Raw genomic sequence first — 21,164 nt, 5'->3', positions numbered from 1 at the left:
CGGCGCGGACGCGACGTCCGACCATGCGCGCCAACGCCTGCGGCGAGGTCGTCACGGTGACGTACGGGGCGGGTGGGCGCAGGGGGACGTCGTGGCGGCGGGCGGTGAATGCCGCGACGAGGAGCAGCAGCCCGATGACGCCGACGACGACGGCGACGATCTTCACCGGCGTGGTCGCCCACATCTGGGTGTCGAGCGTCCGCTGCCAGGCCCGCCAGGGGATGAGCAGACCGTCGCCGCCGCGTCCGGGCTGGATCCAGGCCGCCGCGATCTCGACGACACCCAGCACGCCGATGGCGGCGAGGGCGAGGCCGAGCAGCGGGGCGAGGACGCGCACGAGTACGCGCACGGGATCCTCCTTCGTGTGAGGTCGGGTCGGGGACGGCTCAGCGCAGCCGCGGTGGTGGCGGGAGACCGCGCAGCCCGGTCACGGTGACGGCGAGGTTCCGCAGCCGGTAGCCGGTGAGCCGGGCGAGCTCCTCGGCGACGTGGCCGCGGACCCGCTCGACGACACCGCGTACCGACCCGGGGTACTGGAGCGCGAGCTCGAGGCGGACGTCGATGTCGCCCGCGGGGCCGCCGACGCTGACCTTGGCGGCCGAGCCCGCGTCGCCGACGTCGAACCCGGCGACGCGGCGTTCGGTGCGCAGCGTCCCGGGCACCTGGTCGGCGGAGTACTCGACGATCTTGCGCAGCACGCTCGGGGCGATCTCCAGCGTGCCGCGGCCGGCGATCTCGGCGTCCGCGACCGGGTCGACGGGATCGACGGCGGGCGCCTTCGCGAGGTCGACCCCCGCTCCGGCTGTGGTCACGCCGGTCACCTGTCCTTGCCGCGGCCGAGGAGACCGCTGACGTCGAGCCTGCCGTCGAGCACGAGGCCGACGACCAGGCCCACCACGCCGACGAGCAGCGCGACGAGGAAGGCGCTGAACCCGCCGATCGCGCCGGCGGCCCCGAGCACGAGGCCCGCGAGGAGGCCGGTCTGGGTGGCGTTCATGGAGCACTCCTGGGTTGAGAGAGGGGACCGTCGGAGTCCGGTTCGGCGCGGCGGCGGTCGAGACGGTGGCGGCGCACGGTGCGCAGCAGCGCGACGGCGATCCGGGCGGGCAGCGGGATGTCGCGGACGAACACGATGTCGTCGCGCGGGTCGTCGCGGGCGTCATGTCGTGGCCGCGGGGATGCGGGCCGGTCGCGCATCGCCGCGAGCCCGGCGACGAACGCGGCGGGGTCTCCGCCGCGGTCGGGATGGTTCTCGCGGACGAACGCCCGGTACGCGGCCCGCTCCTCAGGCGTCACGGTCCATCGCCGAGGGGACCCACCGCGATGTCGCTGACGGTCACGTCGACCGGACCGGGCCGCAGCGCGGCGACGGCGGAGCGGATCTCGGCGACGGCCTGTGGGATCGGCCGGTCGCCGAGCACGACGACCGCGATCTCGACGGGCTCGCCCGGCTCCCCGACCCGCACCCCGACGAGCCTGCGCCGGCCGGGCAGGTACGTCGCGACGTCGCCGAACCGTCCGCCGTCGAGACGTGCGACGGCGGGGTGGGCGGCGACGAGAGCGGCGACGGTCTCGACGAACATGTCGTCGGGCGAGGCCGCGGCCCGGCCGGCCGGTGCGGGGGAGTCGGTCACGTGCCGTCGCCCTATTCGACGCGGGAGACGACGGGCGCGGGAAGGTCCTCCGGGTCGTCGAGCTCGGGCAGGTGGATGTCGTTGACGGCGATGTTGACCTCGATGACCTCCAGCCCCGTCATGGTCTCGACGGCGGTGATCACGTTGCGCCGCACCGCTCGCGCGAGCTCGCGGATGGACGCGCCGTACTCGACGACGATGTCGAGGTCGATCGCGGCCTGCTTCTCGCCGACCTCGACCTGCACGCCCGCGATGTTGGCCGCGCCGGTCCCGCCGCCGGGGATGCGCTCCCGGATCGCACCGAACGCGCGGGACACGCCGCCGCCCATCGCGTAGACGCCGGAGATCTCGCGGGCGGCGATGCCGGCGATCTTCTGGACGACGGATGCGGCGATCGTGGTGCGGCCCTGGCTGGTGTCCTCGGCGACCCGGGCGGGTGAACCCGCCGTGGCCGGGGCGGTGCCCCGGGTCGTGGCGGTCGTCGATGTGGTGGTCGTGGGTGGGGTGGCCTCGGTCATCGTGGTGATCTCCTCACGACTGGCTTTCGGTGTCGCCGGGCCGAGAGGCCCGGCGCGGGCCGGTGAATCCGGCCCACATGTCATATGGATGCGCGCCGACCGGTCCGCCTCACGCGGGGTCACCCGTTCGGTCGACCCCGGCCACGCGTGTAGCGCAGCAGCAGCGCGTCGTCGGCGTGCAGGACACCGGCGAGCTCGAGGCGGAGATCGGTCGTCGGACCTGCGGTGATGCGTCCCGCGGAGCCCGCGACTACGACGGGGGAGAGGGTCAGGCAGAGCTCGTCGACGAGTCCGGCGCCGGCGAGAGCCCCGAACAGCGACGGCCCGCCCTCGCAGAGCACGCGCGTCAGGCCGCGGCGGCCGAGCTCGGTGAGCAGCGTCGCGGGTTCGAGATCGGGGGCCTCGACGACGTCGGCGCCGGCGGCGCGCAGTGCCTCGCGGCGGGCGGCGGGCGCACCGGCCGTGGTCAGGACGATCGGGGCGACGGCGGTGTCGGTGAACAGCCGGGCGCCGGGGTCGAGGTCGGCCGACCCGGTGACGACGGCGATCGGTGGTGGCAGGTCGCGGCCCAGTGTGGGGCGCCGGGCGCCGCGGTAGTCCTCGGCGCGCGCGGTGCCGGCGCCGACGAGGACCACGTCGGCGAGCCGGCGCAGCGCCCCGAACACCGCCTTGTCGGCGTCGGAACCGAGCCCTCCGGACAGGCCGTCGACGCTCACCGCGCCGTCGAGGCTGGAGACGAAGTTGACCCGGACGTACGGGGCGTCCGGCCCGTCGGGGTAGGCGTAGTGGGCGAGGAGCCCGTCGTCGTCGGGGTGCGCGCCGTCGGCGGGCAGGAGTCGTCGCACGGTGACATCCCAGCACGCTGCGCCGACGGTGTCGTCCGCGAGCCCGGGCGGACGTGACAACCGTGACGCCACGGTGATGGCTGCCTCTGTTGAGCACAGGCATGCCTCACCTATGGTGGGCGCCACCGGAGGCCCGGCTGCCGCCGGTCACCGGCTGTGCACGTCGCCGGGAGGACGGGACGAGATCGGACGGGAGACCGGGGTGAACCCACGGTGACGACGGTCGCCGCGAGGCCGACGCAGCCACCGCATGCACCGAGGTCGATGCGCAGCCGCCGGGTGACCGGTCTCCTGCTGCTCGCGGTGCTGCTGGTCGTGGTGTGCCTCGCGAGTGTCGCGATCGGTGCGAAGGCCGTCCCGCTCGACCACGTGTGGTCGGCGCTGTTCAGCCCCACCGGTACCGAGGACGACGTCGTGGTCCGGTCGCTGCGCGTCCCGCGCACGGTGCTGGGCCTGCTCGCCGGCGCGGCCCTGGGCCTCGCGGGCGCGCTGATGCAGGGCCACACCCGCAACCCGCTCGCCGACCCCGGACTGCTCGGTGTCAACGCGGGTGCGGCGTTCCTCGTCGTCGTCGGCATCCACGTCTTCGGGATCAGCTCGCTCACCGGCTACGTGTGGTTCGCGTTCGCGGGGGCGTTGGTGGCGAGCGTCGGGGTGTTCATGCTCGGCTCGGTCGGCCGGGCGGGCGCGACACCGGTGACGCTCGCGGTCGCGGGCGCGGCGGTGTCGGCGTTCCTGTTCGGGCTGACGTCGGCGGTCATCCTCACCGACGTCCGCACCCTCGACGCCTACCGTTTCTGGAACGTGGGCTCGCTCGCCGGGCGCGAGCCGGCCATCGCCGCGCAGGTGGCGCCGTTCCTGATGGTCGGCGCCATCATCGCGCTGGCCACCGCGCCCGCGCTCAACGCGCTCGCGCTCGGCGACGACGTCGCGAGGTCGCTGGGGCACCCGGTGACCCGCACCCGCGTCCTGGGCGTCGTCGCGATCACGCTGCTGGCGGGGTCGGCGACCGCGGCGTGCGGGCCGATCGCCTTCCTCGGCCTGATCGTGCCGCACGTGGTGCGCTCGTTCACCGGGCCCGACCATCGATGGCTGCTGCCCGCGTCGGCGTTGTCGGGCGCGGTGCTGCTGCTCACCGCCGACGTCGTGGGCCGGGTCGTCGCCCGGCCGGGGGAGCTGCAGGTGGGGATCGTACTGGCGTTGATCGGGGCGCCGTTCTTCATCGCGCTGGTGCGCCGCAAGAAGCTGGCGCAGCTGTGACTGCGACCGTGGAGGAGCCGGGCAGGCGGCCCCCCGGGCTGGTCCCGGGGCGCGACCCGTTGCGCGTCGGCCGGTTCTCCGGGGTCTGGCGGCCGCGGACCGTCGTCGTGCTGGTCGTGACGGCGGCGGTGCTGGTCGTCGCGGCCGCGCTCAACATCGGCCGCGGCGAGTTCCCGATCGGTGTCGGCGACGTCCTGGCGACGTTGTTCGGCGGGGGCGACCCGGCTCAGCAGTTCGTCGTGCTCGACCTGCGGCTGCCGCGGACCCTCACCGGTGCGCTGGTCGGCGGGGCGCTCGCGGTGTCGGGGGCGATCCTGCAGGCGTTGGCGCGCAACCCGCTCGCGGCGCCGGACATCATCGGGATCACGATGGGCGCGAGTGCCGCGGCCGTCGGTGTGATCGTGCTCGGCAGCGGGTTCGGCCTGTTCGCCGTGATCGCCGGCTCCGTGGGCCTGCCGGTGGCGGCGCTGCTGGGCGGCCTGATCACCGCGACGCTGATCTACGTGCTCGCCTGGCGCAAGGGCGTGCAGGGCTTCCGGCTCGTCCTGGTCGGCATCGGGATGAACGCGATCCTGTACGCGCTGGTCAACTGGCTGCTCATCGCCGCGCAGGTCCACGAGGCGGCGCGGGCGCAGGTGTGGCTCAACGGCAGCCTCAACGCCCGCGGCTGGGAGCACGTCGTGCCGGTCGGCATCGCGCTGGCCGTGCTCGTGCCCGTCGCCCTGGTGCTGGCCCACCTGCTGGGTGCGCTGCAGTACAACGACGACACCGCCCGCGCGCTGGGCGTGCGCGTCGACGGCGCCCGGACCGCGTTGCTCGCGGTGGCCGTCGGCCTGGCGGCGATCGCGACGGCGTCGGCGGGCCCGATCGCCTTCGTCGCCCTGGTGTCACCGCAGGTCGCGCAGCGGCTGGTGACGTCGTCCCGGCCGCCCATCGGGGCGTCGCTGCTCATCGGTGCGACGCTCGTGGTCCTGTCGGACCTGCTGGCGCGGACCGCGTTCGGCAGTGCCGAGCTCCCGGTGGGCGTGGTCACCGCGGTTCTCGGCGCCCCCTATCTGTTGTACCTGCTCGTCCGTCACGGCCGGGAGGCCCGAGCATGACCCAGAGCTCTGCCCAGACGTCCGCGGCCGGCGACGCCGCGACGGATCTCGTCGCCGCCGGTGTGCGGCTGCGTGCGGAGTCGGTGAGCCTCGGCTACGGCGACCGCACGATCGTCGACGACCTCGACCTCGACGTCGTCCAGCACACGGTCACGTCGGTGATCGGGCCCAACGGCTGCGGCAAGTCGACGCTGCTGCGCGCCCTCGGCAGGCTGCTCACCCCGAGCAAGGGGCAGGTCCTGCTCGACGGCAAGCGCATCGACAAGATGCCCACCAAGGAGGTCGCGACGATCCTGGGCATGCTGCCGCAGACGCCCAGTGCTCCCGAGGGGCTGACCGTCGGCGACCTGGTGGCCCGAGGCCGCCACCCCCACCAGGCCTGGTACCGGCAGTGGTCCTCCGACGACGAGGACTCGGTGCACGAGGCGCTCGAGTGGACGAACATGGGCGACCTGGCCGAGCGGCCCGTCGACGAGCTGTCCGGTGGCCAGCGGCAGCGGGCCTGGATCTCGATGGCGCTGGCCCAGGGCACCGACCTGCTGCTGCTCGACGAGCCCACCACCTACCTCGACCTGGCCCACCAGGTGGAGGTGCTGGAGCTGGTGCGCCGGCTCAACCGCGAGCGGGGCCGGACCGTTGTGATGGTGCTGCACGACCTGAACCTCGCGGCCCGCTACTCCGACCGGCTCGTCGCCATGCGCGCGGGGAGGATCATCGCCGCGGGGAAGCCGTCGGAGGTGATCACCGAGCCACTGCTCGCCGAGGTGTTCGGCCTGCACGCCAGGGTGATCCCCGATCCGGTGTCGGGCACACCGCTCGTCGTGCCGATCGGGACGGACACGTCGGAGAAGATCGCCACGGGCGCCTGACCGACCCTGGATCCGGCGGGACCGCGGGTTCTAGGGTGCGCGGATGGCCAAGAAGGCGCGGTCCGCGCGCGAGACGTTCCGGGTGCCGCGCGGCGGGGTCGACCTGGCTGCGGTCGACCCCGCGGGCACGCCCGTCGGACCCGGCGACAAGGCCAAGGCCGCCAAGGCGATGACCGAGCTGGGCGCCCGGCTCGACGCCCGTCAGGAGGCCCTCTACGCGGGGGCCGTCGGCGGGTCGAGCCCGCGCGCGGTGCTGCTCGTCCTGCAGGGCATGGACACCTCCGGCAAGGGCGGGGTGATCAGCCACGTCGCCGGGCTGGTCAACCCCCAGGGGCTGCACATCGCGTCGTTCAAGCGCCCGACACCCGAGGAGCTCGCCCACGACTTCCTGTGGCGCATCCGCAAGCAGGTCCCGGCCCCCGGGTTCATCGGGGTGTTCGACCGCAGCCACTACGAGGACGTCCTCGTCGTGCGGGTCGACGGGCTGGTCCCGGAGGCGGAGTGGCGCAGCCGGTACGACCGGATCAACGCGTTCGAGGCCGAGCTCGACGAGCAGGGCGTCGCGATCGTGAAATGCATGCTGCACATTTCGCCGCAGGCCCAGGCCGAGCGGCTCACCGCCCGGCTGGAGGACCCGCAGAAGTACTGGAAGTACAACCCGGGCGACCTCGACGCCCGCGCGAAGTGGACTGACTACCAGGCCGCCTACACCGACGCGCTGAGCAGCTGCGACACCGACGCCGCGCCCTGGTACGTCGTCCCGTCCGACCGCAAGTGGTACCGCAACTGGGCGGTCGCGGCCCTGCTGGCCGAGACGCTCGACGCCATCGACCCCCGGTACCCGCCCGCCGACTTCGACGTCGAGGCGGAGAAGGCCCGGGTGCGCGCGGCGGTCTGACCCGCAGGCGCCGGCCGTGGTGGTGTCGCTCAGACCAGCAGGCCGTGCAGCGCCCAGTAGGCCAGTGCGGCCATCAGCGCCGCCATCGGCAGCGTCAGCACCCAGGCGACGACGATGTTGCCCGCGACGTTCCAGCGCACCGCAGACAGGCGCTTGGTGGCGCCCACCCCGAGGATCGACGACGTGATCGTCTGCGTCGTCGAGATGGGCGCGGCGAAGGCGAACGCCGTTGTGTAGAGCACGGCCGAGGCGGTGGCCTCGGCGGCGAACCCGCGCGGCGGGTCGAGGTCGATGATGCGCCGGCCCAGCGTGCGCATGATCCGCCAGCCGCCGGCCGCGGTACCCGCCGAGAGTGCGCCCGCCGACAGCACGATGACCCACCACGGTATGTCGAAGCCCTGGTGGTAGCCGCCGACGACCAGCGCCAGCACGATCACGCCCATCGTCTTCTGTGCGTCCTGCAGCCCGTGGCCGAGCGCCATCGCCGCCGCCGAGACGGTCTGGGCGTGCCGGAACCCCCGGGTCACCCGTTGCGGACGGCCGTCCTTGAACACCCACAGCAGGGCGATCATGACGAGCCCGGCCAGCGCGAACCCGACGATCGGGGAGACGACCATCGGGATGACGACCTTCTCCAGCACGCCCGCCCACTGCACGGTGCCCGCCGACGCCAGCGCGGCACCGACGAGGCCGCCGATCAACGCGTGCGACGACGACGACGGCATGCCGAACCACCACGTCACGAGGTTCCAGGCGATGGCACCCAGCAGCGCCGCGAGGACCACGGCCAGCCCCGCCGATCCCTCGGGTGCGGAGATGATGCCCTTGCCGACGGTCGATGCCACCTCGGTGCCGAGGAACGCCCCGACCATGTTCATCGCGGCCGCCATGATGAGCGCCGCCCGCGGGGACAGGGCGCGCGTCGACACCGAGGTGGCGATGGCGTTCGCCGCGTCGTGGAAGCCGTTGGTGTAGTCGAACGCGAGCGCGACGACGATGACCACGAGGATGAGCGCGAGCTCCACCTCAGGCCTCCTTGACGGCGATGCTCTCGACGGTGTTGGCCACCGTCTCGAACGCGTCCGCGGCCTCCTCGAGCGTCTCGACGACTTCCTTGATCTTCAGCACCGTCAGCACGTCGAGCGGGGAGACGTCGTCGTCGGGGGCGAGCAGGTCACGCAGCAGCGAGCGGTAGACGTCGTCGGCCTCGTTCTCGAGGGAGTTGACGTGGACCCAGTACTCCTTGAGCGAGTCGAGCTTCTCCAGCCCCGGCATGGCCGCGGCGGTCGCGATCGCGGCCCGCAGCAGGACGTCGGTCTGCACGGAGATCCCCGGGGGCAGGGCCTCGAGGCGGTAGAGCACGATGCGGTCGGCGGCCTCCTCCATCGCGTCGAGGACGTCGTCGAGCGAGGAGGCGAGCCGATAGATGTCCTCGCGGTCGAACGGCGTCACGAACACGGAGTTGAGCTTCACCATGATCTCGTGGGTCAGCTCGTCCCCGGCGTGTTCGAGGTCCTTCACCCGGGCGGCCAGCGGCGGGCGGGCCGCCGGCTCGGCGGCCACCAGCTTCGTCAGCTCTTCGGCGGCGGTGACGATGTTCTCCGCCGCGCGGGTGAACAACGGGTAGAACCCTCGTTCATGAGGTGTCAACCGGAAAGCCATGCGAGGGTTGTACCCGGGGCGTGTGAGAGGCCTCCCGGCAGGTACCCCGACCGGCCGTGGCGGTCCGCGTCCGTGTACGACGCGCCGAAGTCGTGACACGGAAGGGGAGTGCACCGGCGGCGATTGCCGATTAGCGTCGCAAAGATGAACTTGAGCGTGGCGTCGGCCAAACGGGCCGATCATGCCGACGCCGTAGCTGACCTGGTCGAACGCTACCGGGCAGTGCCGCCGGGTCAGCGGGTCCGGCTGGGGAAGCCGTCGTCGAACCTGTTCCGTTTCGGCGGTTCCAGGCCGGATGTCCGCCTTCTGGACACGTCGAGGCTCACAGGTGTGATCGATGTCGATGTGAGTGCCCGCACCGCCGACGTCCAGGGGATGACGACGTACGAGGACCTCGTCGACGCCACCCTGGCCCACGGCCTGATGCCATTGGTCGTTCCACAGCTCAAGACGATCACCGTCGGTGGCGCCGTCGCGGGCCTCGGGATCGAGTCGACGTCGTTCCGGCACGGCCTGCCGCACGAGTCGGTGCTGGAGATGGACCTTCTGACCGGGTCCGGCGAGGTCGTCACCGCCCGGCCCGACGGCGAGCACGCCGACCTCTACGCCACGTTCCCCAACTCCTACGGGACCCTCGGCTACTCCCTCCGGCTGCGTGTCGAGCTGCAGCCGGTCGCGCCGTTCGTCCAGCTGACCCACCACCGCTTCGGCACCGCCGCCGAGGCCGCCGCCGAGATCGAGCGGCTCTGCGACCTCGACGGCGCGGGTGCGGGGATCGCCTTCGTCGACGGCACGGTGTTCGACGGCCGCGAGCAGTACGTGACCGTCGGCCGGTTCGTCGAGGAGCCGATGCCCGGCGCCCAGGTGTCGGACTACACCGGGCAGCACGTCTTCTACCGGTCGCTGCAGCAGCGGCCGGTCGACCACCTCACCACCCGCGACTACATCTGGCGCTGGGACACCGACTGGTTCTGGTGCTCACGCGCCTTCGGTGTGCAGAACCCGCTGGTACGCAGGGTCTGGCCACGCCGCTACCGGCGCTCCGACGTCTACCGGCGTCTCGTCGCACTGGACCAGCGCCACGGCATCACCAACCGTGTCCACGACCTCACGGGCTCGCCGCGTCAGGAGATGGTCATCCAGGACGTCGAGATCCCTGTCGAGAACCTGGAGCGGTTCCTGGAGGTCTTCCACCGCGACGTCGGCATCTCGCCGGTGTGGCTGTGCCCGATCCGGTTGCGCGGCAAGCGTGAGTGGCCGTTGTACCCGATGCAGGCCGACCGGCTCTATGTCAACGTCGGCTTCTGGTCGACCGTCGACGAGGTGCCCGGCCGGCCCGACGCCCACAACCGGCTCGTCGAGGAACTGGTCGCCGAGCTGGGCGGGCACAAGTCCCTGTACTCCACGGTGCACTACGACGAGGACGAGTTCTGGCGCCGATACAACGGCGACGCCTACCGCGCCGTGAAGGACCGCTACGACCCGGACGGGCGGCTGCCGGGTCTCTACTCGAAGGTGGTGGGGCAGTCATGAGGGTGGCCGACGTCCTGGGCAGGATCATCGGTCGGGATGCGCCGATCCGGATCGTCGCGTACGACGGCAGCAAGTCCGGGCCGGACGACGCGGACGTGGCGCTGCGCGTCGAGTCCCCGGCAGCGCTGGCACGTCTGGTGTCCGCGCCCGGCACGCTGGGGCTCGCTCGGGCCTACGTGACCGGCGAGATCGAGGTCGAGGGCGACCTGTACACCGCGCTCGACGCGCTCGCCGACGTGGCGCTGCAGGGGATCCCGCGTGCCGAGCAGGTCCGGCTGGTCCGCGAGCTCGCACCGGTGTGGCTGCGCCACCGCAGGCCGGCACCGGCGATCGAGGCGCGGCCACGCGGCCGGCTGCACTCGAAGTTCCGCGACAGCCAGGTCATCTCGCACCACTACGACGTCTCGAACCGCTTCTACGAGTGGGTCCTCGGGCCGTCGATGACCTACACGTGCGCCTGCTACCCGACCGACACCTCGACACTCGAGCAGGCCCAGGAGGCCAAGTACGAGCTCGTCGCACAGAAGCTCGACCTGCAGCCGGGCATGCGGCTGCTCGACGTCGGCTGCGGCTGGGGCGGGATGGTCCGCCACGCCGCCGCGCACCACGGCGTCCGCGCGCTCGGGGTCACGCTGTCGCGCAACCAGGCCGAGTGGGCGCAGGCCGAGATCGAGCGCCAGGGCCTTGCGCACCTGGCCGAGGTCCGCCACCTCGACTACCGCGACGTGAAGGAGACCGGGTTCGACGCGGTGAGCTCGATCGGGCTCACCGAGCACATCGGCAAGTCGCAGCTGCCGTCGTACTTCCGGTTCCTGTCCTCCAAGGTGCGCCCCGAGGGCCGGCTGCTCAACCACTGCATCACCCACCCGTTCAGCACGAGCCAGCGCAAGATCGACCCGTTCATCGGCCGCTACGTGTTCCCCGACGGCCAGCTCGAGACCGTCGGCACGATCATCACGGCGATGAACGACAACGGGTTCGAGATCCGCCACGAGGAGAACCTGCGCGAGCACTACGCGCGGACCCTCGCCGGCTGGGGCGACAACCTGGAGGACCACTGGGACGAGGCCGTGGCCGAGGTCGGGCTCGAGCGGGCCCGGGTGTGGCGGCTCTACATGGCCGCGAGCAGGCTCGGTTTCGTCCGCGACAACATCCAGCTGCACCAGGTGCTGGGCGTGAAGCTGGGCGAGCACGGCAGGTCGGGATTCCCGCTCCGCGGCTGGAGATCCCCCTCGTAGGCTGTCACCCGTGCCGGATCGACTGTCCCCGCTGGACGCCTCGTTCCTCTACATGGAACAGCCGACGACGGCGATGCACGTCGGCGGGGTGATGACGTTCCTGCCTCCCGAGGACGGCTCGGACTTCGACGTCGACGAGTTCACCGAGCTCGTCGGCAGCAGGCTCTCGCTGGTGCCGCGGTACCGGCAGCGTGTGCGCGAGGTCCCGGGCCGCCTCGGGCTGCCGGTGTGGGTCGACGACGCCGACTTCGACCTGAGCTACCACATCAGGCGCTCCGCGCTGCCCGCCCCGGGTTCCGACGACGCGCTGCGCGACCTCGTCGGGCGGCTGCTCTCCAGGCGCCTGGACCGAGACCGCCCGCTGTGGGAGCTCTACGTCGTCGAGGGGGTGTCGGGCGGCCGGTTCGCGCTGGTCACCAAGACCCACCACGCGATGGTCGACGGCGTCGCGTCGATGGACATCGGCACGCTGCTGCTCGACCGCACCCCGCAGCCCCGCGCCGTGCCCGACGACGAGTGGGTGCCCCGGCGCGAGCCGTCGGGGATCGAGCTGGCGGCGTCGGCGGTCGTCGACAACCTGCGCAGGCCGCGTGGCGCTGTCGACGCCGCCACCCGCGCCGTCGCGGACCTGCGAGCCGCCGTGACGGGGGTCGGCCGGACGGTGTCGGGGATCGTCGAGGCGACCCGCGGCGCCGCCCTGGCCGGCGGCCCCCTCGACGCGCTGAACCGCCCGATCGGTGAGCAGCGCCGCTACTCGATGGCGCGCACGTCGCTGGCCGAGCACCGGGCCGTACGCAGGGCGCACTGCGCGGATGGCGCCGGCACGGTCAACGACGTCGTGCTCGCCGTCGTCTGCGGGGCGCTGCGCCACTGGCTGATGACCCGCGGCGAGGCGCTGCACCCCGACACCACGGTGCGCGCCATGGTCCCGGTGAGCGTGCGCCGCCGCCGCGACCCGGGCGGGCAGACGTCGGGGGGCAACCAGATCTCGGCCTACTTCGTCGACCTGCCCGTCGGGCTCGACGAGCCGCGGGAGCGGCTGCGCCGGATCGCCGGACAGATGGATGCGCAGAAGCGCGGCGCGCACGACGCGGCGCCCACCGCGCTCGTCGGGCTGGCCGGTCTGATGTCGCCGCAGCTGCACAGCATGGGTGCCCGGCTGACCAGCCGGTTGTCCAGCCGGCTGTTCAACGTGCTGGTCACGAGCGTGCCCGGGCCGCCGCGGCCGCTCTACGCGATGGGTGCGCGGCTGCAGGACCTGTTCCCGGTGGTGCCGCTCGCCGAGGGGCAGGCCGTCGGCATCGGCGTGACCTCCTACAACGGGTCGGTCTGCTACGGCCTCAACGCCGACCGCGACACGATGCCCGACGTCGACGTCCTCGCCGAGGCGATGAACGCCGCGCTGGCCGAGCTCCTGTCCGACCCCTGATCAGCCCCGCGACACCCGCATGACGTGGGCGTACCCCGCCGGGTCCACCCGGGCGTCGAGCAGGAACGGGCCGTCACCGGCGCCGCCCAGCGCGGCCGTCACCCCGGCCACGTCGCCCGCCACGGCCGACGGGATGCCCATGGCGGCGGCGACCGCGGCGAAGTCGACGGGGGAGAAGCGCACCGCCCCCGCCCCACCCTGGCCCCCGCGCTGCTTGAGCTCGATGAGGCTGAGCGCGGCGTCGTCGAACACCACGACGGTGACCGGCAGGTCCAGCCGGGCGAGGGTCTCCAGCTCCGCGAGCGTCATCCCCAGCCCGCCGTCGCCGACCATGCAGACGACACGCTCGCCGGGCCGTGCCAGCGCCGCGCCGATGGCGGCGGGCAGTGCGTAGCCCATCGTCGCGAGGCCGTTGGAGATCAGCACGCCGTGCGGACGGGCGGCGTCCCACAGCGGCAGCACGGCCAGCATGTGGGCGCCCGCGTCGACGGAGACCTGAACCGGACCGAGGTGGTCGAGCACGGCGCGGGTGAGGTCGACCGGGTGCAGCCCGTCCCCGCGCGGCCCGGCCTCCAACGCCGCGCGGAGCTCCCGACGCCGGTGCGCCCCGGTCCCGGGCTCCCACCCGGGTGCGGTGGCGGCGAGCAGCGCCGCCAGGGACTCCGCGGGCGGGCCCGTGACCAGCTCGGGGGCGCCGTAGAACTCGGTGTTCGTGTCGGGGCCGAAGCCGGCGTCGTCGAGCAGGACGACGGGCGCCTCCCAGGCCCACTCGCCGGGCATCGGTTCCACCCCGTCGAGCCCGACGCCGACGACGAGGTCCGCCCCGGCGAGCAGCGCCTGCTCGGGGCTGCCGTTGGTGTAGAGCCCCGCGGCGTCCGGTCCGGTCGAGTCGATCGTGCCGAGCCCCTGGTAGGTGGTCAGGACGGGGACGCCCGCACCGTCGAGGACGGCACGCAGCGCGGCCGCGTGCCGGGCAGCACCGCTGCCCAGCACCACGACGGGGCGCCGGCGGCCCCCGGCGGTCGTCACCGCCCGCTCCAGCGCGGCCTCGTCGAGCGACGCCGGACCGGGCGCGGCGGGGGCCGCGTCGCCGGGCACCGACGGGTCGAAGTCCAGGTGCACCGCCCCGGCGCGCGGCCCGGTGGCCAGCGCGCACGCGGCGGCGGCGACACCGGCCGGGTCCGCGGAGCCGAGGGTGCCGTTCCAGCGCGTCACCGGTGCGGCGACACCGACCTGGTCGAGCAGCTGGTGCCCGATCCGGGACCGCCGGTCCGCCGGCACCGTGTCGGACACCAGCAGCAGCGGCGCCCGGTCCAGCGTCGCCTGCGCGAGGCCGTTGACCGCGCTGGTCAGCCCGGGGCCGCGGGTGACGACGGCGACCCCCGGCGTCCCGGTGAGCAACCCGAACACGCCGGCCATGACGCACGCCGCGGTCTCGCCGCGGGCGAGGGTGAAGGCGATGCGGTGCTCCGCCGCCGCGCCGATCATGTCGAGGTTCGGGCCACCGCCCGGCATCCCGAAGATCCGCCGCACGCCGGCCGCGGCGAGGCCGGCGGCCATCCCGCCCGCGGGCGGGGCATCGGTGCGGGAGCCGGCGGCAGGAGTTCCGGAAGGAGCGGTCGACATGGCCTTACGCTAACGCCATGACGATCAGCGTTGCTCGTTTCCTCGACGTCGCCGACGGCCTGCAGCCGGGCCAGTTCACCATCGGCGACCACGACACCGTCGGCTCCCTCGCCGGCCTCCCCGACGTCTACAAAAGAGCCTCCTCGACGAGCCCGTGACCGCGATCGTGTCGGTCACCGGCAACGACGGCCGCTCCAACCTCACCCCGGTCTGGTTCGACTACGAGGGCGACACGGTGCTGCTGAACCTGGCGACGCATCGCAAGAAGGTCGGGTGGCTGCGCGGGCACCCCCAGGTCACGTTCGTCCTGATGAACCCGGCGAACGCCTACCACTGGCTCTCGATCAAGGCCACGGTCGCGCGCGAGGTCTCCGAGGACGACCCGGAGGAGGGCCCCCGGGTCACCGCGCAGCTCGACCGGATCTGGACGAAGTACACCGGCAACGAGCCGCCCTACGGCCTGCGCGACCCGTCGATCGACGAGCGCCGGGTGCTGTTCGAGCTGTCCGTCGACCGGGTGGCGACCTTCGGCAAGCCGTGAGCCCTGCGCTGCCGTCGGTCGCCGTCGTCGGAGGGTCGCTGGGCGGGCTCACCGCCGCGCTCGTCCTCGCGGACCTCGGCTGCGACGTCCGGGTCCTGGAGCGGTCCGGGTCGGCCCTGGAGGGCCGCGGTGCCGGGATCGTCGCCCTCGACGACACCCTGCGCTGGGTCGCCGAACGGAGCGATGTCGACCCCGAGACGTTGTGCAGCACGACGTCGCGGGTTCGGTTCGTCGACCCGGGCGGCGCGACCGTCCACGAGCGCGAGCACCACAACCGGTTCTCGTCGTGGAACACGATCTACCGGGCGATGCTGGCGGACTTCGAGGCGCGCGCACCGGACCGGTACGGCCTCGGCCGTGAGGTCACGGCGATCGCGGGCGACGCCGACGGTGCGGTGCTGACCGAGGCGTCCGGCGCGACGTCGCGGGCCGATCTCGTCGTCGCCGCCGACGGCATCGCCTCCCCGACCCGTGCGGCCCTGCTCCCCGGCGTCGCCCCCCGCTACGCCGGATACGTCGCGTGGCGGGGGACGGTGCCGGAGTCGGAGCTGCCGGAGCCGGTGTTCGCCGAGCTCGCCGACGCCATCACCTACCAGGTGCTGCCCGGCAGCCACGTCCTCGTCTACCCGATCCCGGGGCCATCGGGATCGGTCGTGCGCGGGGAGCGCCTGACGAACTTCGTCTGGTACCGCAACGTCGCGGCCGGCCCGGCGTTCGACGACGTGATGACCGGTGTCGACGGTCAGGTCCGGCCGGTCTCGCTGCCGCCGGGCGCGATGCGCCCCGAGCAGGTCTCCGCCTTCCGGTCCGACGTCCGTGCGCTGCTCGCACCCGTCATCGCCGAGGCGGTGCTCGCGGTGGCGGAGCCGTTCGTCCAGGCCGTCCACGACATCGAGGTGCCCCGGATGGCGTTCGGCCGGGTCTGCCTGGCGGGTGACGCCGCGTTCGCGGTGCGCCCCCATGCCGGGGCCGGCACGGCGAAGGCCGCCGCGGACGGCTGGGAGCTGGCGGCGCAGCTGACGGCCCACCCCGGTGACGTCGATGCCGCCCTCGCCGCCTGGGAGCGGACCCAGCTCGCCATGGGCCGTGCCCTGCTCGCCCGCTGCCGCGAGATCGGCGACTCGTCGCAGTTCACGGGTACCTTCACCCCGGGTGACCCCGCTCTGTCCTTCGGCCTGCGGGGCCCGGGCCGCTGACCCCGCTCACGACCTCGGCGGCCGTGAGCGGCCGCTGTGCGCCCGCGCGTGGCCGCTGTGCGCCCGCGCGTGGCCTCGGGCCGGGCTCACCAGCCCCGGGCGGTCGGCAGCCGGCTGGCGGCGATGGCGTCGACGAGCGACCGGTGGTCGGCTGCGTTCTGGTCGGCGTAGGCGTGGGCGAACGCCGTCATCCCCTCGTCGAACGCCCGCCCGCGGCCCAGGTAGGCGGCGATCGCGGCCGGGTCGCCGCTGCGGGCGTGCGAGCGGGCGAGGACGTGCCCGCACGCCGTTGCGAACTCGGGCAGCCGCGGCGCGAGGAGTTCGCCGTCGGCGATCACCTTCATGTCCCGGAACTGCCGCACGTAGTAGTCGTGCCCGCGCGCGCTCGCCCAGCCGACGAAGACGTCGGTCGCGCTCTGCACCAGCCGCTTGCCCTCGATCACCCGGCGCCCGTGCGCGGCGTAGCGGCTCGCGCCGCAGTACGGTTCGTACACCGACTCGCCCGCCTGTTTGATCTGAAGGAACAGCGGATCGGTGGTGTCGCGGCCCTGCAGCAGGATCAGGTGCACCCGCATCCCGACGCTGCCCACACCGACGACCTGGCGGACCGCGTCGACGGGGGTGAACCGGTCGAGGAGATGACGGCGGTCGTCGGGCAGCGAGTCGTGGTAGGCGGCGAACAGCTCGAGTGCGGGCCCGTCGTGAACGTGCTCGCGGATCGGCGGGTCCTCGCTGATCCGCAGCCGGCCGCCGCGGATCTCGGTGAGCTTGCGCAGCACGCCGCGGTGGGTCCGGCGCCGTGCCTTGCGCGCGATGTGCGCCGCGGCGCGGGGGCGGTCGGCGTCGGTGAACACGGAGAGGAAGCGGTCGACGTGGATCAGGTCGTACCAGGTGTCGAGGACGTGGGCGTCGGCGTGGCGGGCGATCTGGGTGCGGTAGGCCATGAGGCACTGCGCGATCGCCTCGGTCGCGTCTCCGCCGTGCTCGCGGGCCAGTACCTCCAGGCTCGTGACGAGACGCGCGACGTCCCACTCGAACGGGCCGGGCAGGGTCTCGTCGAAGTCGCGCAGGTCGAACGACAGGTTGCGCTCCGGTGTGGCCCAGAGCCCGAAGTTGAGCACGTGGGCGTCCCCGCAGAGCTGGACGGTCAGCCCGCTGTGCGGCCGGGTTCCGAGGTCTGCGGCCATCGTCGCCGCCGCGCCGCGGTAGAACGTCCAGGGCGATGCGCTCATCCGGCCCCAGCGCACGGGAACGAGATCGGCGGCACGGATCGCGTTCTGCGCGGTGAGGACGTCGAGCACGTCCTGGTCGCGCAGCGACGGGCTCCACGCGCCGAACTCGCGGCGTGGCGCGCGGTCCCGGGCGGCGCGGCCGACGTCATGGCTGTCCTGCGACGTGGGGGCCGCGTCCACTGTGCTCACGATCTGACGTTAGCCGCGCCTCGCTCCGTACGGAAACGGCGCCGCGGACAAGGGCTCACTCACGAGGTCAGTTGGTCGCGGGCCCAGCGCAGGTCCGCCTTGCCGCTGGCGAGCCGCTCCACCTCGGGGGCGAGCAGCAGCCTGCGCGGTTTCTTGTACGACGCGAGTCGGGCAGAGACGAAGTCGCGCAACGTGTCCGGGTCGGCGTTGCGTCCCTGCTCCAGCGCGACGACGGCGCCGACGACGCTGCCGAACACCGGATCCGGCACCCCGACGACGACGACGTCGCGGACCGCGGGATGCTCGCGCAGCACGATCTCGACCTCGTCGGCGTAGACCTTCTCGCCGCCGGTGTTGATCACAGAGCTGCCGCGGCCGAGCAGCTCGAGGCGGCCGTCCGCGCCGAGGCGGGCCATGTCGCCGGGGATCGACAGGCGCACTCCGTCGAGGTCGCGGAACGCGCCCGCGGTCTTCTCCGGGTCCCCGGCGTACCCCGCGTTCTCGACGACGGGCGCCGCCAGCAGGCCGACGACCCCCGATCCGGGGACGACGTCACGGTCGTCGTCGTCGAGCAGCCGGGCGCTCGCGGCCAGCTCGAACCCGCCGAGCCGGTCGTCGGGGGTGTCACGGGTGACCACCGAGACCGCGTAGAGCCCGCCCTCGGACGCGGCGATGGAGTCGTGCAGGGCCAGGTCGGCGTGGGCCAGCAGCCGGCGTTTCACCGCGGGGCTCCACACCGCGCCGATGCTGCGGATCCGTCTCAGCGACGCGATGCGGGACGGCCTGCCCGCCGCCGCGTCCGCGTCGAGCGCGTCGAGCAGCCGCAGGGCGAAGGCGTCGCCGACGATCGTCAGGTCGGTGACGCCGTGCGCCGCGACGGTGTCTGCGAGGTCGTCGCCGGAGGTCCCGCGCCCGGGTAGCAGCGCGACGGGTGCGCCGCCCGCGAGCGAGCCGAGCGCGGAGTACAGCCCGGTGCCGTGCATGAGCGGCGGCGCGGGCAGCCACACGATCCCCTCGGGTCCCCGCGGGTCGACGGCCAGCGCCGCTCGCAGGGCGTCGACACCGTCGGCGCGGTCGAGCCCCAGGCTGCGCAGGGTGCCGGTCTGCGCGGTGCGGCAGCGCTCGCGGTGCGACCCGACGACGGCCTTCGGGTTACCGGTCGTCCCGCCGGTGTAGAGCAGCCACTCCCGGTCGCCGCCGCGCTGCGTCCGCGGCAGGGGTGGACCGTCCGGCTCGTCCGACACCGTGAGCACCAGTGCGCCGGGGGGAGCGGCCGCGCCGGCGACGTCGAGCAGGTCCTCGTCGGCGACGACCGCGCGGGCGTCGGCGTCGGCCAGCACGTAGCGGGCCTCGTCGGCGCGGTAGCGGTAGTTGACGTTGACCATCGTCGCCCGCAGCTTCCAGATCGCCAGCAGCGCGACGAGGTAGCCGGGGGAGTTGCGGGCCAGCATCGCCACCCGGTCGCCGTCGCCGATCCCGTGCTCGGCGAGCCACCCGGCCAGCCGCGACGCCGCGTCGTCGAACCCGCTCCAGGTCAGCGCCCGGTCGCCCTGGACGACCGCGAGCCGGTGCGGAGCGAGATCGGCGACCAGTTCGAAGTGCGTGGCGAAGTCGTCCGGGAGCGGCGTCATTCCGACTCGAGCCCGAACAGCCGGGCCGCGTTGTGCAGCATGATGTCGGGCTTCACCGAGTCGCGGATCTCGGTCTTCTCCAGGTCGGCCCTCCAGCGTTCCGGGGTGAACAGCGGGAAGTCGGTTCCGAACAGGACCTTCTTGCGCAGCAACGTGTTCGCGTACTGCACCAGCTGCGGTGGGAAGTACTTCGGCGACCAGCCCGACAGGTCGATGTACACCTGCGCCTTGTGCGTCGCGACCGAGAGCGCCACGTCCTGCCAGGGGAACGACGGGTGGGCCATGACGATCGGCATGTCGGGGAAGTCGACGGCGACGTCGTCGAGGTACAGGGGGTCGGAGTACTTGAGCCGGATCCCGCCGCCGCCCTTGGTCCCGGCGCCGACGCCGTTCTGCCCGGTGTGGAACAGTGCGGGCAGCTGGTACTCGGCGAGCACCTCGTAGATCGGGAACGCCACCGGGTCGTTGGGGTAGAACTCCTGGACGCTGGGGTGGAACTTGAACCCCTTGAACCCGTAGGTCTCGATCAGCCGGCGCGCGATCCTCGCGCCACCCTTGCCGCGCAGCGGGTGCACGCTCGCGAAGGGGATGATCGCGTCGGTGTGCTCGGCGGCGAGCTCGCCGATCTCCTCGTTGGTCGGCGCGTGCTCCGACGGCTCCCCGAGGCTGTCGATCGTGAACGCGACCGCGGCCATGCTGCGCTGCCGGTAGAACTCGGCGATCCCGGGCAGGTCCATGCCGAGGATGTCGGAGCCGAAACGGGCCCGCATCTGCTCCATCCGCGCGCCGCCCTCGGGGCTCGCGGCGGCGGCCTGCGAGAAATGGACGTGGGTGTGGACGTCGATGGCCTGCAGGTTCGTGATGTCGAGGCTCATCCGTTCCGCTCCGGTGCGTAGGTCTGCAGGTGCGGCGCGAGCTGCGCCGGGAACTCCTTCGCGATGGCCTCGGCGGTCCACCCGCCGGGCATCGACGCCTCGGCCGCGACGGCCGGGTGCGTCCACACGCTGATCTTGTCCCCGCCGACGCCGAGTGCCTGCCCGGTGACCTCGGCGGCGGCGTCCGACAGCAGCCACACCAGCAGCGGGGCGACGTCCTCGGCGGTGCCGACGCCCTTGGCGCGCAGCTCGTCGGGCACCGGCTCGCCCCGTTCGACGGCGGCGACGGCGTCGGCGAACACGGGGATCGTCGCGACCATCCGGGTCAGCGCGACCGGGACCAGCGCGTTCACCGTGATCCCGTGGCGCGCGGTCTCGGCGGCCAGGGTGCGGGCCATCCCGACGATCCCGGCCTTGGCCGCGGAGTAGTTGGTCTGCCCGAAGCTCGCGCGCTGGCCGGCGGGGGAGCCGACGAGCACGAGCCGACCCCCGTCGCCCTGCTCGCGGAACCGGGCGATCGCCGCCCGGGCACAGGTGAACGTGCCGCGCAGGTGCGTGGCGATGACGGCGTCCCAGTCGTCGTCGCCCATCTTGCCGACGGACCGGTCCCGCAGCAGGCCCGCGTTGGTGACCATGGCGTCGAGCCGGCCGAACCGCTCCACCGCGGCCGCGACCAGCGCGTCGGCGGTCTCCGTCGGCCCCACCGGCGCGACCACCGACGTCGCCTCCCCGCCGTCGGCCTCGATCTCGGCGACCACCGCGGCGGCCGCGTCGGCGTCGACGTCGTTGACCACGACGCCCGCCCCCGCGGCCGCGACAGCCCTTGCGTAGGCGCGGCCCAGGCCACGTCCCGATCCGGTCACGACGACCGAACGTCCTGTCAGCATC

Annotated in this window: 23 protein-coding genes and 1 pseudogene; 10 read left to right on the top strand and 14 right to left on the bottom strand. The window is 73.3% G+C overall.

What is annotated here, in order from left to right; all coding sequences use genetic code 11:
• The 7 genes and pseudogenes from TOK_RS32695 to TOK_RS17470 form a co-directional block, all read right to left on the bottom strand.
• Positions 1 to 349 (bottom strand): annotated as a pseudogene (locus TOK_RS32695) (hypothetical protein); the annotation flags it as partial.
• 37 nt (positions 350 to 386) lie between these two features.
• Complete coding sequence (locus TOK_RS17495; RefSeq protein WP_306305146.1) at positions 387 to 812, bottom strand: Asp23/Gls24 family envelope stress response protein; 426 nt, start codon at positions 810 to 812, stop codon at positions 387 to 389.
• 5 nt (positions 813 to 817) lie between these two features.
• Entirely contained in the window at positions 818 to 997 is a 180-nt protein-coding gene (locus TOK_RS17490; RefSeq protein ID WP_098958939.1) for a hypothetical protein, read from the bottom strand.
• Positions 994 to 1,296, bottom strand: coding sequence for a hypothetical protein (locus tag TOK_RS17485; RefSeq protein ID WP_098958938.1), 303 nt, complete (start codon positions 1,294 to 1,296; stop codon positions 994 to 996). Before TOK_RS17485 ends, TOK_RS17490 begins: the two co-directional genes overlap by 4 nt.
• The gene (locus tag TOK_RS17480) at positions 1,293 to 1,634 is read right to left on the bottom strand and encodes a hypothetical protein (protein WP_253258440.1); all 342 of its coding nucleotides are present in this window, start codon (positions 1,632 to 1,634) and stop codon (positions 1,293 to 1,295) included. The genes TOK_RS17485 and TOK_RS17480 overlap by 4 nt, the downstream gene beginning before the upstream one ends.
• An 11-nt stretch (positions 1,635 to 1,645) precedes the next feature.
• Complete coding sequence (locus tag TOK_RS17475) at positions 1,646 to 2,152, bottom strand: Asp23/Gls24 family envelope stress response protein (RefSeq protein ID WP_098958937.1); 507 nt, start codon at positions 2,150 to 2,152, stop codon at positions 1,646 to 1,648.
• Between the two features lie 119 nt (positions 2,153 to 2,271).
• Positions 2,272 to 2,997 carry a pyrimidine reductase family protein gene (locus TOK_RS17470; RefSeq protein WP_098958936.1) on the bottom strand — a complete coding sequence of 242 codons (726 nt, stop codon included), beginning with the start codon at positions 2,995 to 2,997 and terminating at the stop codon, positions 2,272 to 2,274.
• 264 nt (positions 2,998 to 3,261) lie between these two features.
• Between TOK_RS17470 and TOK_RS17465 the strand changes: the two genes are divergently transcribed.
• Genes TOK_RS17465 through TOK_RS17450 form a run of 4 tightly spaced genes read left to right on the top strand, consistent with a single transcriptional unit; the run spans position 3,262 to position 7,124 of the window.
• Entirely contained in the window at positions 3,262 to 4,257 is a 996-nt protein-coding gene (locus TOK_RS17465) for an iron ABC transporter permease (protein WP_098958935.1), read from the top strand.
• On the top strand, positions 4,254 to 5,357 hold the full coding sequence (locus tag TOK_RS17460) for an iron chelate uptake ABC transporter family permease subunit (protein ID WP_098958934.1): 1,104 nt from the start codon (positions 4,254 to 4,256) through the stop codon (positions 5,355 to 5,357). Before TOK_RS17465 ends, TOK_RS17460 begins: the two co-directional genes overlap by 4 nt.
• Positions 5,354 to 6,226, top strand: a complete 873-nt coding sequence (locus TOK_RS17455; protein WP_098958933.1) for an ABC transporter ATP-binding protein — start codon at positions 5,354 to 5,356, stop codon at positions 6,224 to 6,226. Before TOK_RS17460 ends, TOK_RS17455 begins: the two co-directional genes overlap by 4 nt.
• A gap of 43 nt (positions 6,227 to 6,269) precedes the next feature.
• Positions 6,270 to 7,124, top strand: coding sequence for a PPK2 family polyphosphate kinase (locus tag TOK_RS17450; RefSeq protein ID WP_098958932.1), 855 nt, complete (start codon positions 6,270 to 6,272; stop codon positions 7,122 to 7,124).
• 29 nt (positions 7,125 to 7,153) lie between these two features.
• On the opposite strand, the gene TOK_RS17445 is transcribed toward TOK_RS17450, so the two are convergent.
• Positions 7,154 to 8,149: an inorganic phosphate transporter gene (locus TOK_RS17445; protein ID WP_098958931.1), complete on the bottom strand. Its 996-nt coding sequence runs from the start codon at positions 8,147 to 8,149 to the stop codon at positions 7,154 to 7,156.
• 1 nt (position 8,150) lies between these two features.
• On the bottom strand, positions 8,151 to 8,786 hold the full coding sequence (locus TOK_RS17440; protein ID WP_098958930.1) for a DUF47 domain-containing protein: 636 nt from the start codon (positions 8,784 to 8,786) through the stop codon (positions 8,151 to 8,153).
• 144 nt (positions 8,787 to 8,930) lie between these two features.
• Here TOK_RS17440 and TOK_RS17435 point away from each other — a divergent pair, with 144 nt between their 5' ends.
• From TOK_RS17435 to TOK_RS17425, 3 genes are read left to right on the top strand one after another with little or no spacing between them, the layout of a single operon-like run.
• Complete coding sequence (locus tag TOK_RS17435; protein WP_098958929.1) at positions 8,931 to 10,319, top strand: FAD-binding protein; 1,389 nt, start codon at positions 8,931 to 8,933, stop codon at positions 10,317 to 10,319.
• Complete coding sequence (locus TOK_RS17430) at positions 10,316 to 11,557, top strand: cyclopropane-fatty-acyl-phospholipid synthase family protein (RefSeq protein WP_098958928.1); 1,242 nt, start codon at positions 10,316 to 10,318, stop codon at positions 11,555 to 11,557. Before TOK_RS17435 ends, TOK_RS17430 begins: the two co-directional genes overlap by 4 nt.
• Positions 11,558 to 11,567: 10 nt before the next feature.
• On the top strand, positions 11,568 to 12,986 hold the full coding sequence (locus TOK_RS17425; protein WP_098958927.1) for a wax ester/triacylglycerol synthase family O-acyltransferase: 1,419 nt from the start codon (positions 11,568 to 11,570) through the stop codon (positions 12,984 to 12,986).
• On the opposite strand, the gene TOK_RS17420 is transcribed toward TOK_RS17425, so the two are convergent.
• Positions 12,987 to 14,612, bottom strand: a complete 1,626-nt coding sequence (locus TOK_RS17420) for a thiamine pyrophosphate-binding protein (RefSeq protein ID WP_098958926.1) — start codon at positions 14,610 to 14,612, stop codon at positions 12,987 to 12,989.
• A gap of 17 nt (positions 14,613 to 14,629) precedes the next feature.
• Here TOK_RS17420 and TOK_RS32690 point away from each other — a divergent pair, with 17 nt between their 5' ends.
• Genes TOK_RS32690 through TOK_RS17410 form a run of 3 tightly spaced genes read left to right on the top strand, consistent with a single transcriptional unit; the run spans position 14,630 to position 16,349 of the window.
• Entirely contained in the window at positions 14,630 to 14,770 is a 141-nt protein-coding gene (locus TOK_RS32690) for a hypothetical protein (protein WP_172457616.1), read from the top strand.
• A complete protein-coding gene (locus TOK_RS17415) occupies positions 14,767 to 15,153 on the top strand; it encodes a pyridoxamine 5'-phosphate oxidase family protein (RefSeq protein WP_098958925.1) in 387 nt (128 codons plus the stop codon). Before TOK_RS32690 ends, TOK_RS17415 begins: the two co-directional genes overlap by 4 nt.
• On the top strand, positions 15,150 to 16,349 hold the full coding sequence (locus tag TOK_RS17410) for an FAD-dependent monooxygenase (RefSeq protein WP_098958924.1): 1,200 nt from the start codon (positions 15,150 to 15,152) through the stop codon (positions 16,347 to 16,349). Before TOK_RS17415 ends, TOK_RS17410 begins: the two co-directional genes overlap by 4 nt.
• Positions 16,350 to 16,435: 86 nt before the next feature.
• Here TOK_RS17410 and TOK_RS17405 read toward each other — a convergent pair whose 3' ends face one another.
• From TOK_RS17405 to TOK_RS17390, 4 genes are read right to left on the bottom strand one after another with little or no spacing between them, the layout of a single operon-like run.
• Entirely contained in the window at positions 16,436 to 17,770 is a 1,335-nt protein-coding gene (locus tag TOK_RS17405; protein ID WP_098958923.1) for a DUF2252 domain-containing protein, read from the bottom strand.
• A 59-nt stretch (positions 17,771 to 17,829) separates the two neighbouring features.
• Entirely contained in the window at positions 17,830 to 19,401 is a 1,572-nt protein-coding gene (locus TOK_RS17400; protein WP_098958922.1) for an AMP-binding protein, read from the bottom strand.
• Complete coding sequence (locus tag TOK_RS17395; protein WP_098958921.1) at positions 19,398 to 20,276, bottom strand: amidohydrolase family protein; 879 nt, start codon at positions 20,274 to 20,276, stop codon at positions 19,398 to 19,400. Before TOK_RS17395 ends, TOK_RS17400 begins: the two co-directional genes overlap by 4 nt.
• Positions 20,273 to 21,163, bottom strand: a complete 891-nt coding sequence (locus TOK_RS17390; RefSeq protein WP_098958920.1) for an SDR family NAD(P)-dependent oxidoreductase — start codon at positions 21,161 to 21,163, stop codon at positions 20,273 to 20,275. Before TOK_RS17390 ends, TOK_RS17395 begins: the two co-directional genes overlap by 4 nt.
• Position 21,164: the final 1 nt, after the last annotated feature.

This window comes from Pseudonocardia sp. N23 (assembly GCF_002583555.1).
Classification (GTDB): domain Bacteria; phylum Actinomycetota; class Actinomycetes; order Mycobacteriales; family Pseudonocardiaceae; genus Pseudonocardia.
This window is presented reverse-complemented; position numbering and strand designations above follow the sequence as displayed.

Coding starts and splice junctions, on each gene's coding strand:
- TOK_RS17490 (WP_098958939.1), bottom strand. CDS start 997: ATGAACGCCACCCAGACCGGCCTCCTCGCGGGCCTCGTGCTCGGGGCC.
- TOK_RS17475 (WP_098958937.1), bottom strand. CDS start 2,152: ATGACCGAGGCCACCCCACCCACGACCACCACATCGACGACCGCCACG.
- TOK_RS17465 (WP_098958935.1), top strand. CDS start 3,262: ATGCGCAGCCGCCGGGTGACCGGTCTCCTGCTGCTCGCGGTGCTGCTG.
- TOK_RS17455 (WP_098958933.1), top strand. CDS start 5,354: ATGACCCAGAGCTCTGCCCAGACGTCCGCGGCCGGCGACGCCGCGACG.
- TOK_RS17450 (WP_098958932.1), top strand. CDS start 6,270: ATGGCCAAGAAGGCGCGGTCCGCGCGCGAGACGTTCCGGGTGCCGCGC.
- TOK_RS17440 (WP_098958930.1), bottom strand. CDS start 8,786: ATGGCTTTCCGGTTGACACCTCATGAACGAGGGTTCTACCCGTTGTTC.
- TOK_RS17435 (WP_098958929.1), top strand. CDS start 8,931: ATGAACTTGAGCGTGGCGTCGGCCAAACGGGCCGATCATGCCGACGCC.
- TOK_RS17430 (WP_098958928.1), top strand. CDS start 10,316: ATGAGGGTGGCCGACGTCCTGGGCAGGATCATCGGTCGGGATGCGCCG.
- TOK_RS17420 (WP_098958926.1), bottom strand. CDS start 14,612: ATGTCGACCGCTCCTTCCGGAACTCCTGCCGCCGGCTCCCGCACCGAT.
- TOK_RS32690 (WP_172457616.1), top strand. CDS start 14,630: ATGACGATCAGCGTTGCTCGTTTCCTCGACGTCGCCGACGGCCTGCAG.
- TOK_RS17400 (WP_098958922.1), bottom strand. CDS start 19,401: ATGACGCCGCTCCCGGACGACTTCGCCACGCACTTCGAACTGGTCGCC.
- TOK_RS17395 (WP_098958921.1), bottom strand. CDS start 20,276: ATGAGCCTCGACATCACGAACCTGCAGGCCATCGACGTCCACACCCAC.
- TOK_RS17390 (WP_098958920.1), bottom strand. CDS start 21,163: ATGCTGACAGGACGTTCGGTCGTCGTGACCGGATCGGGACGTGGCCTG.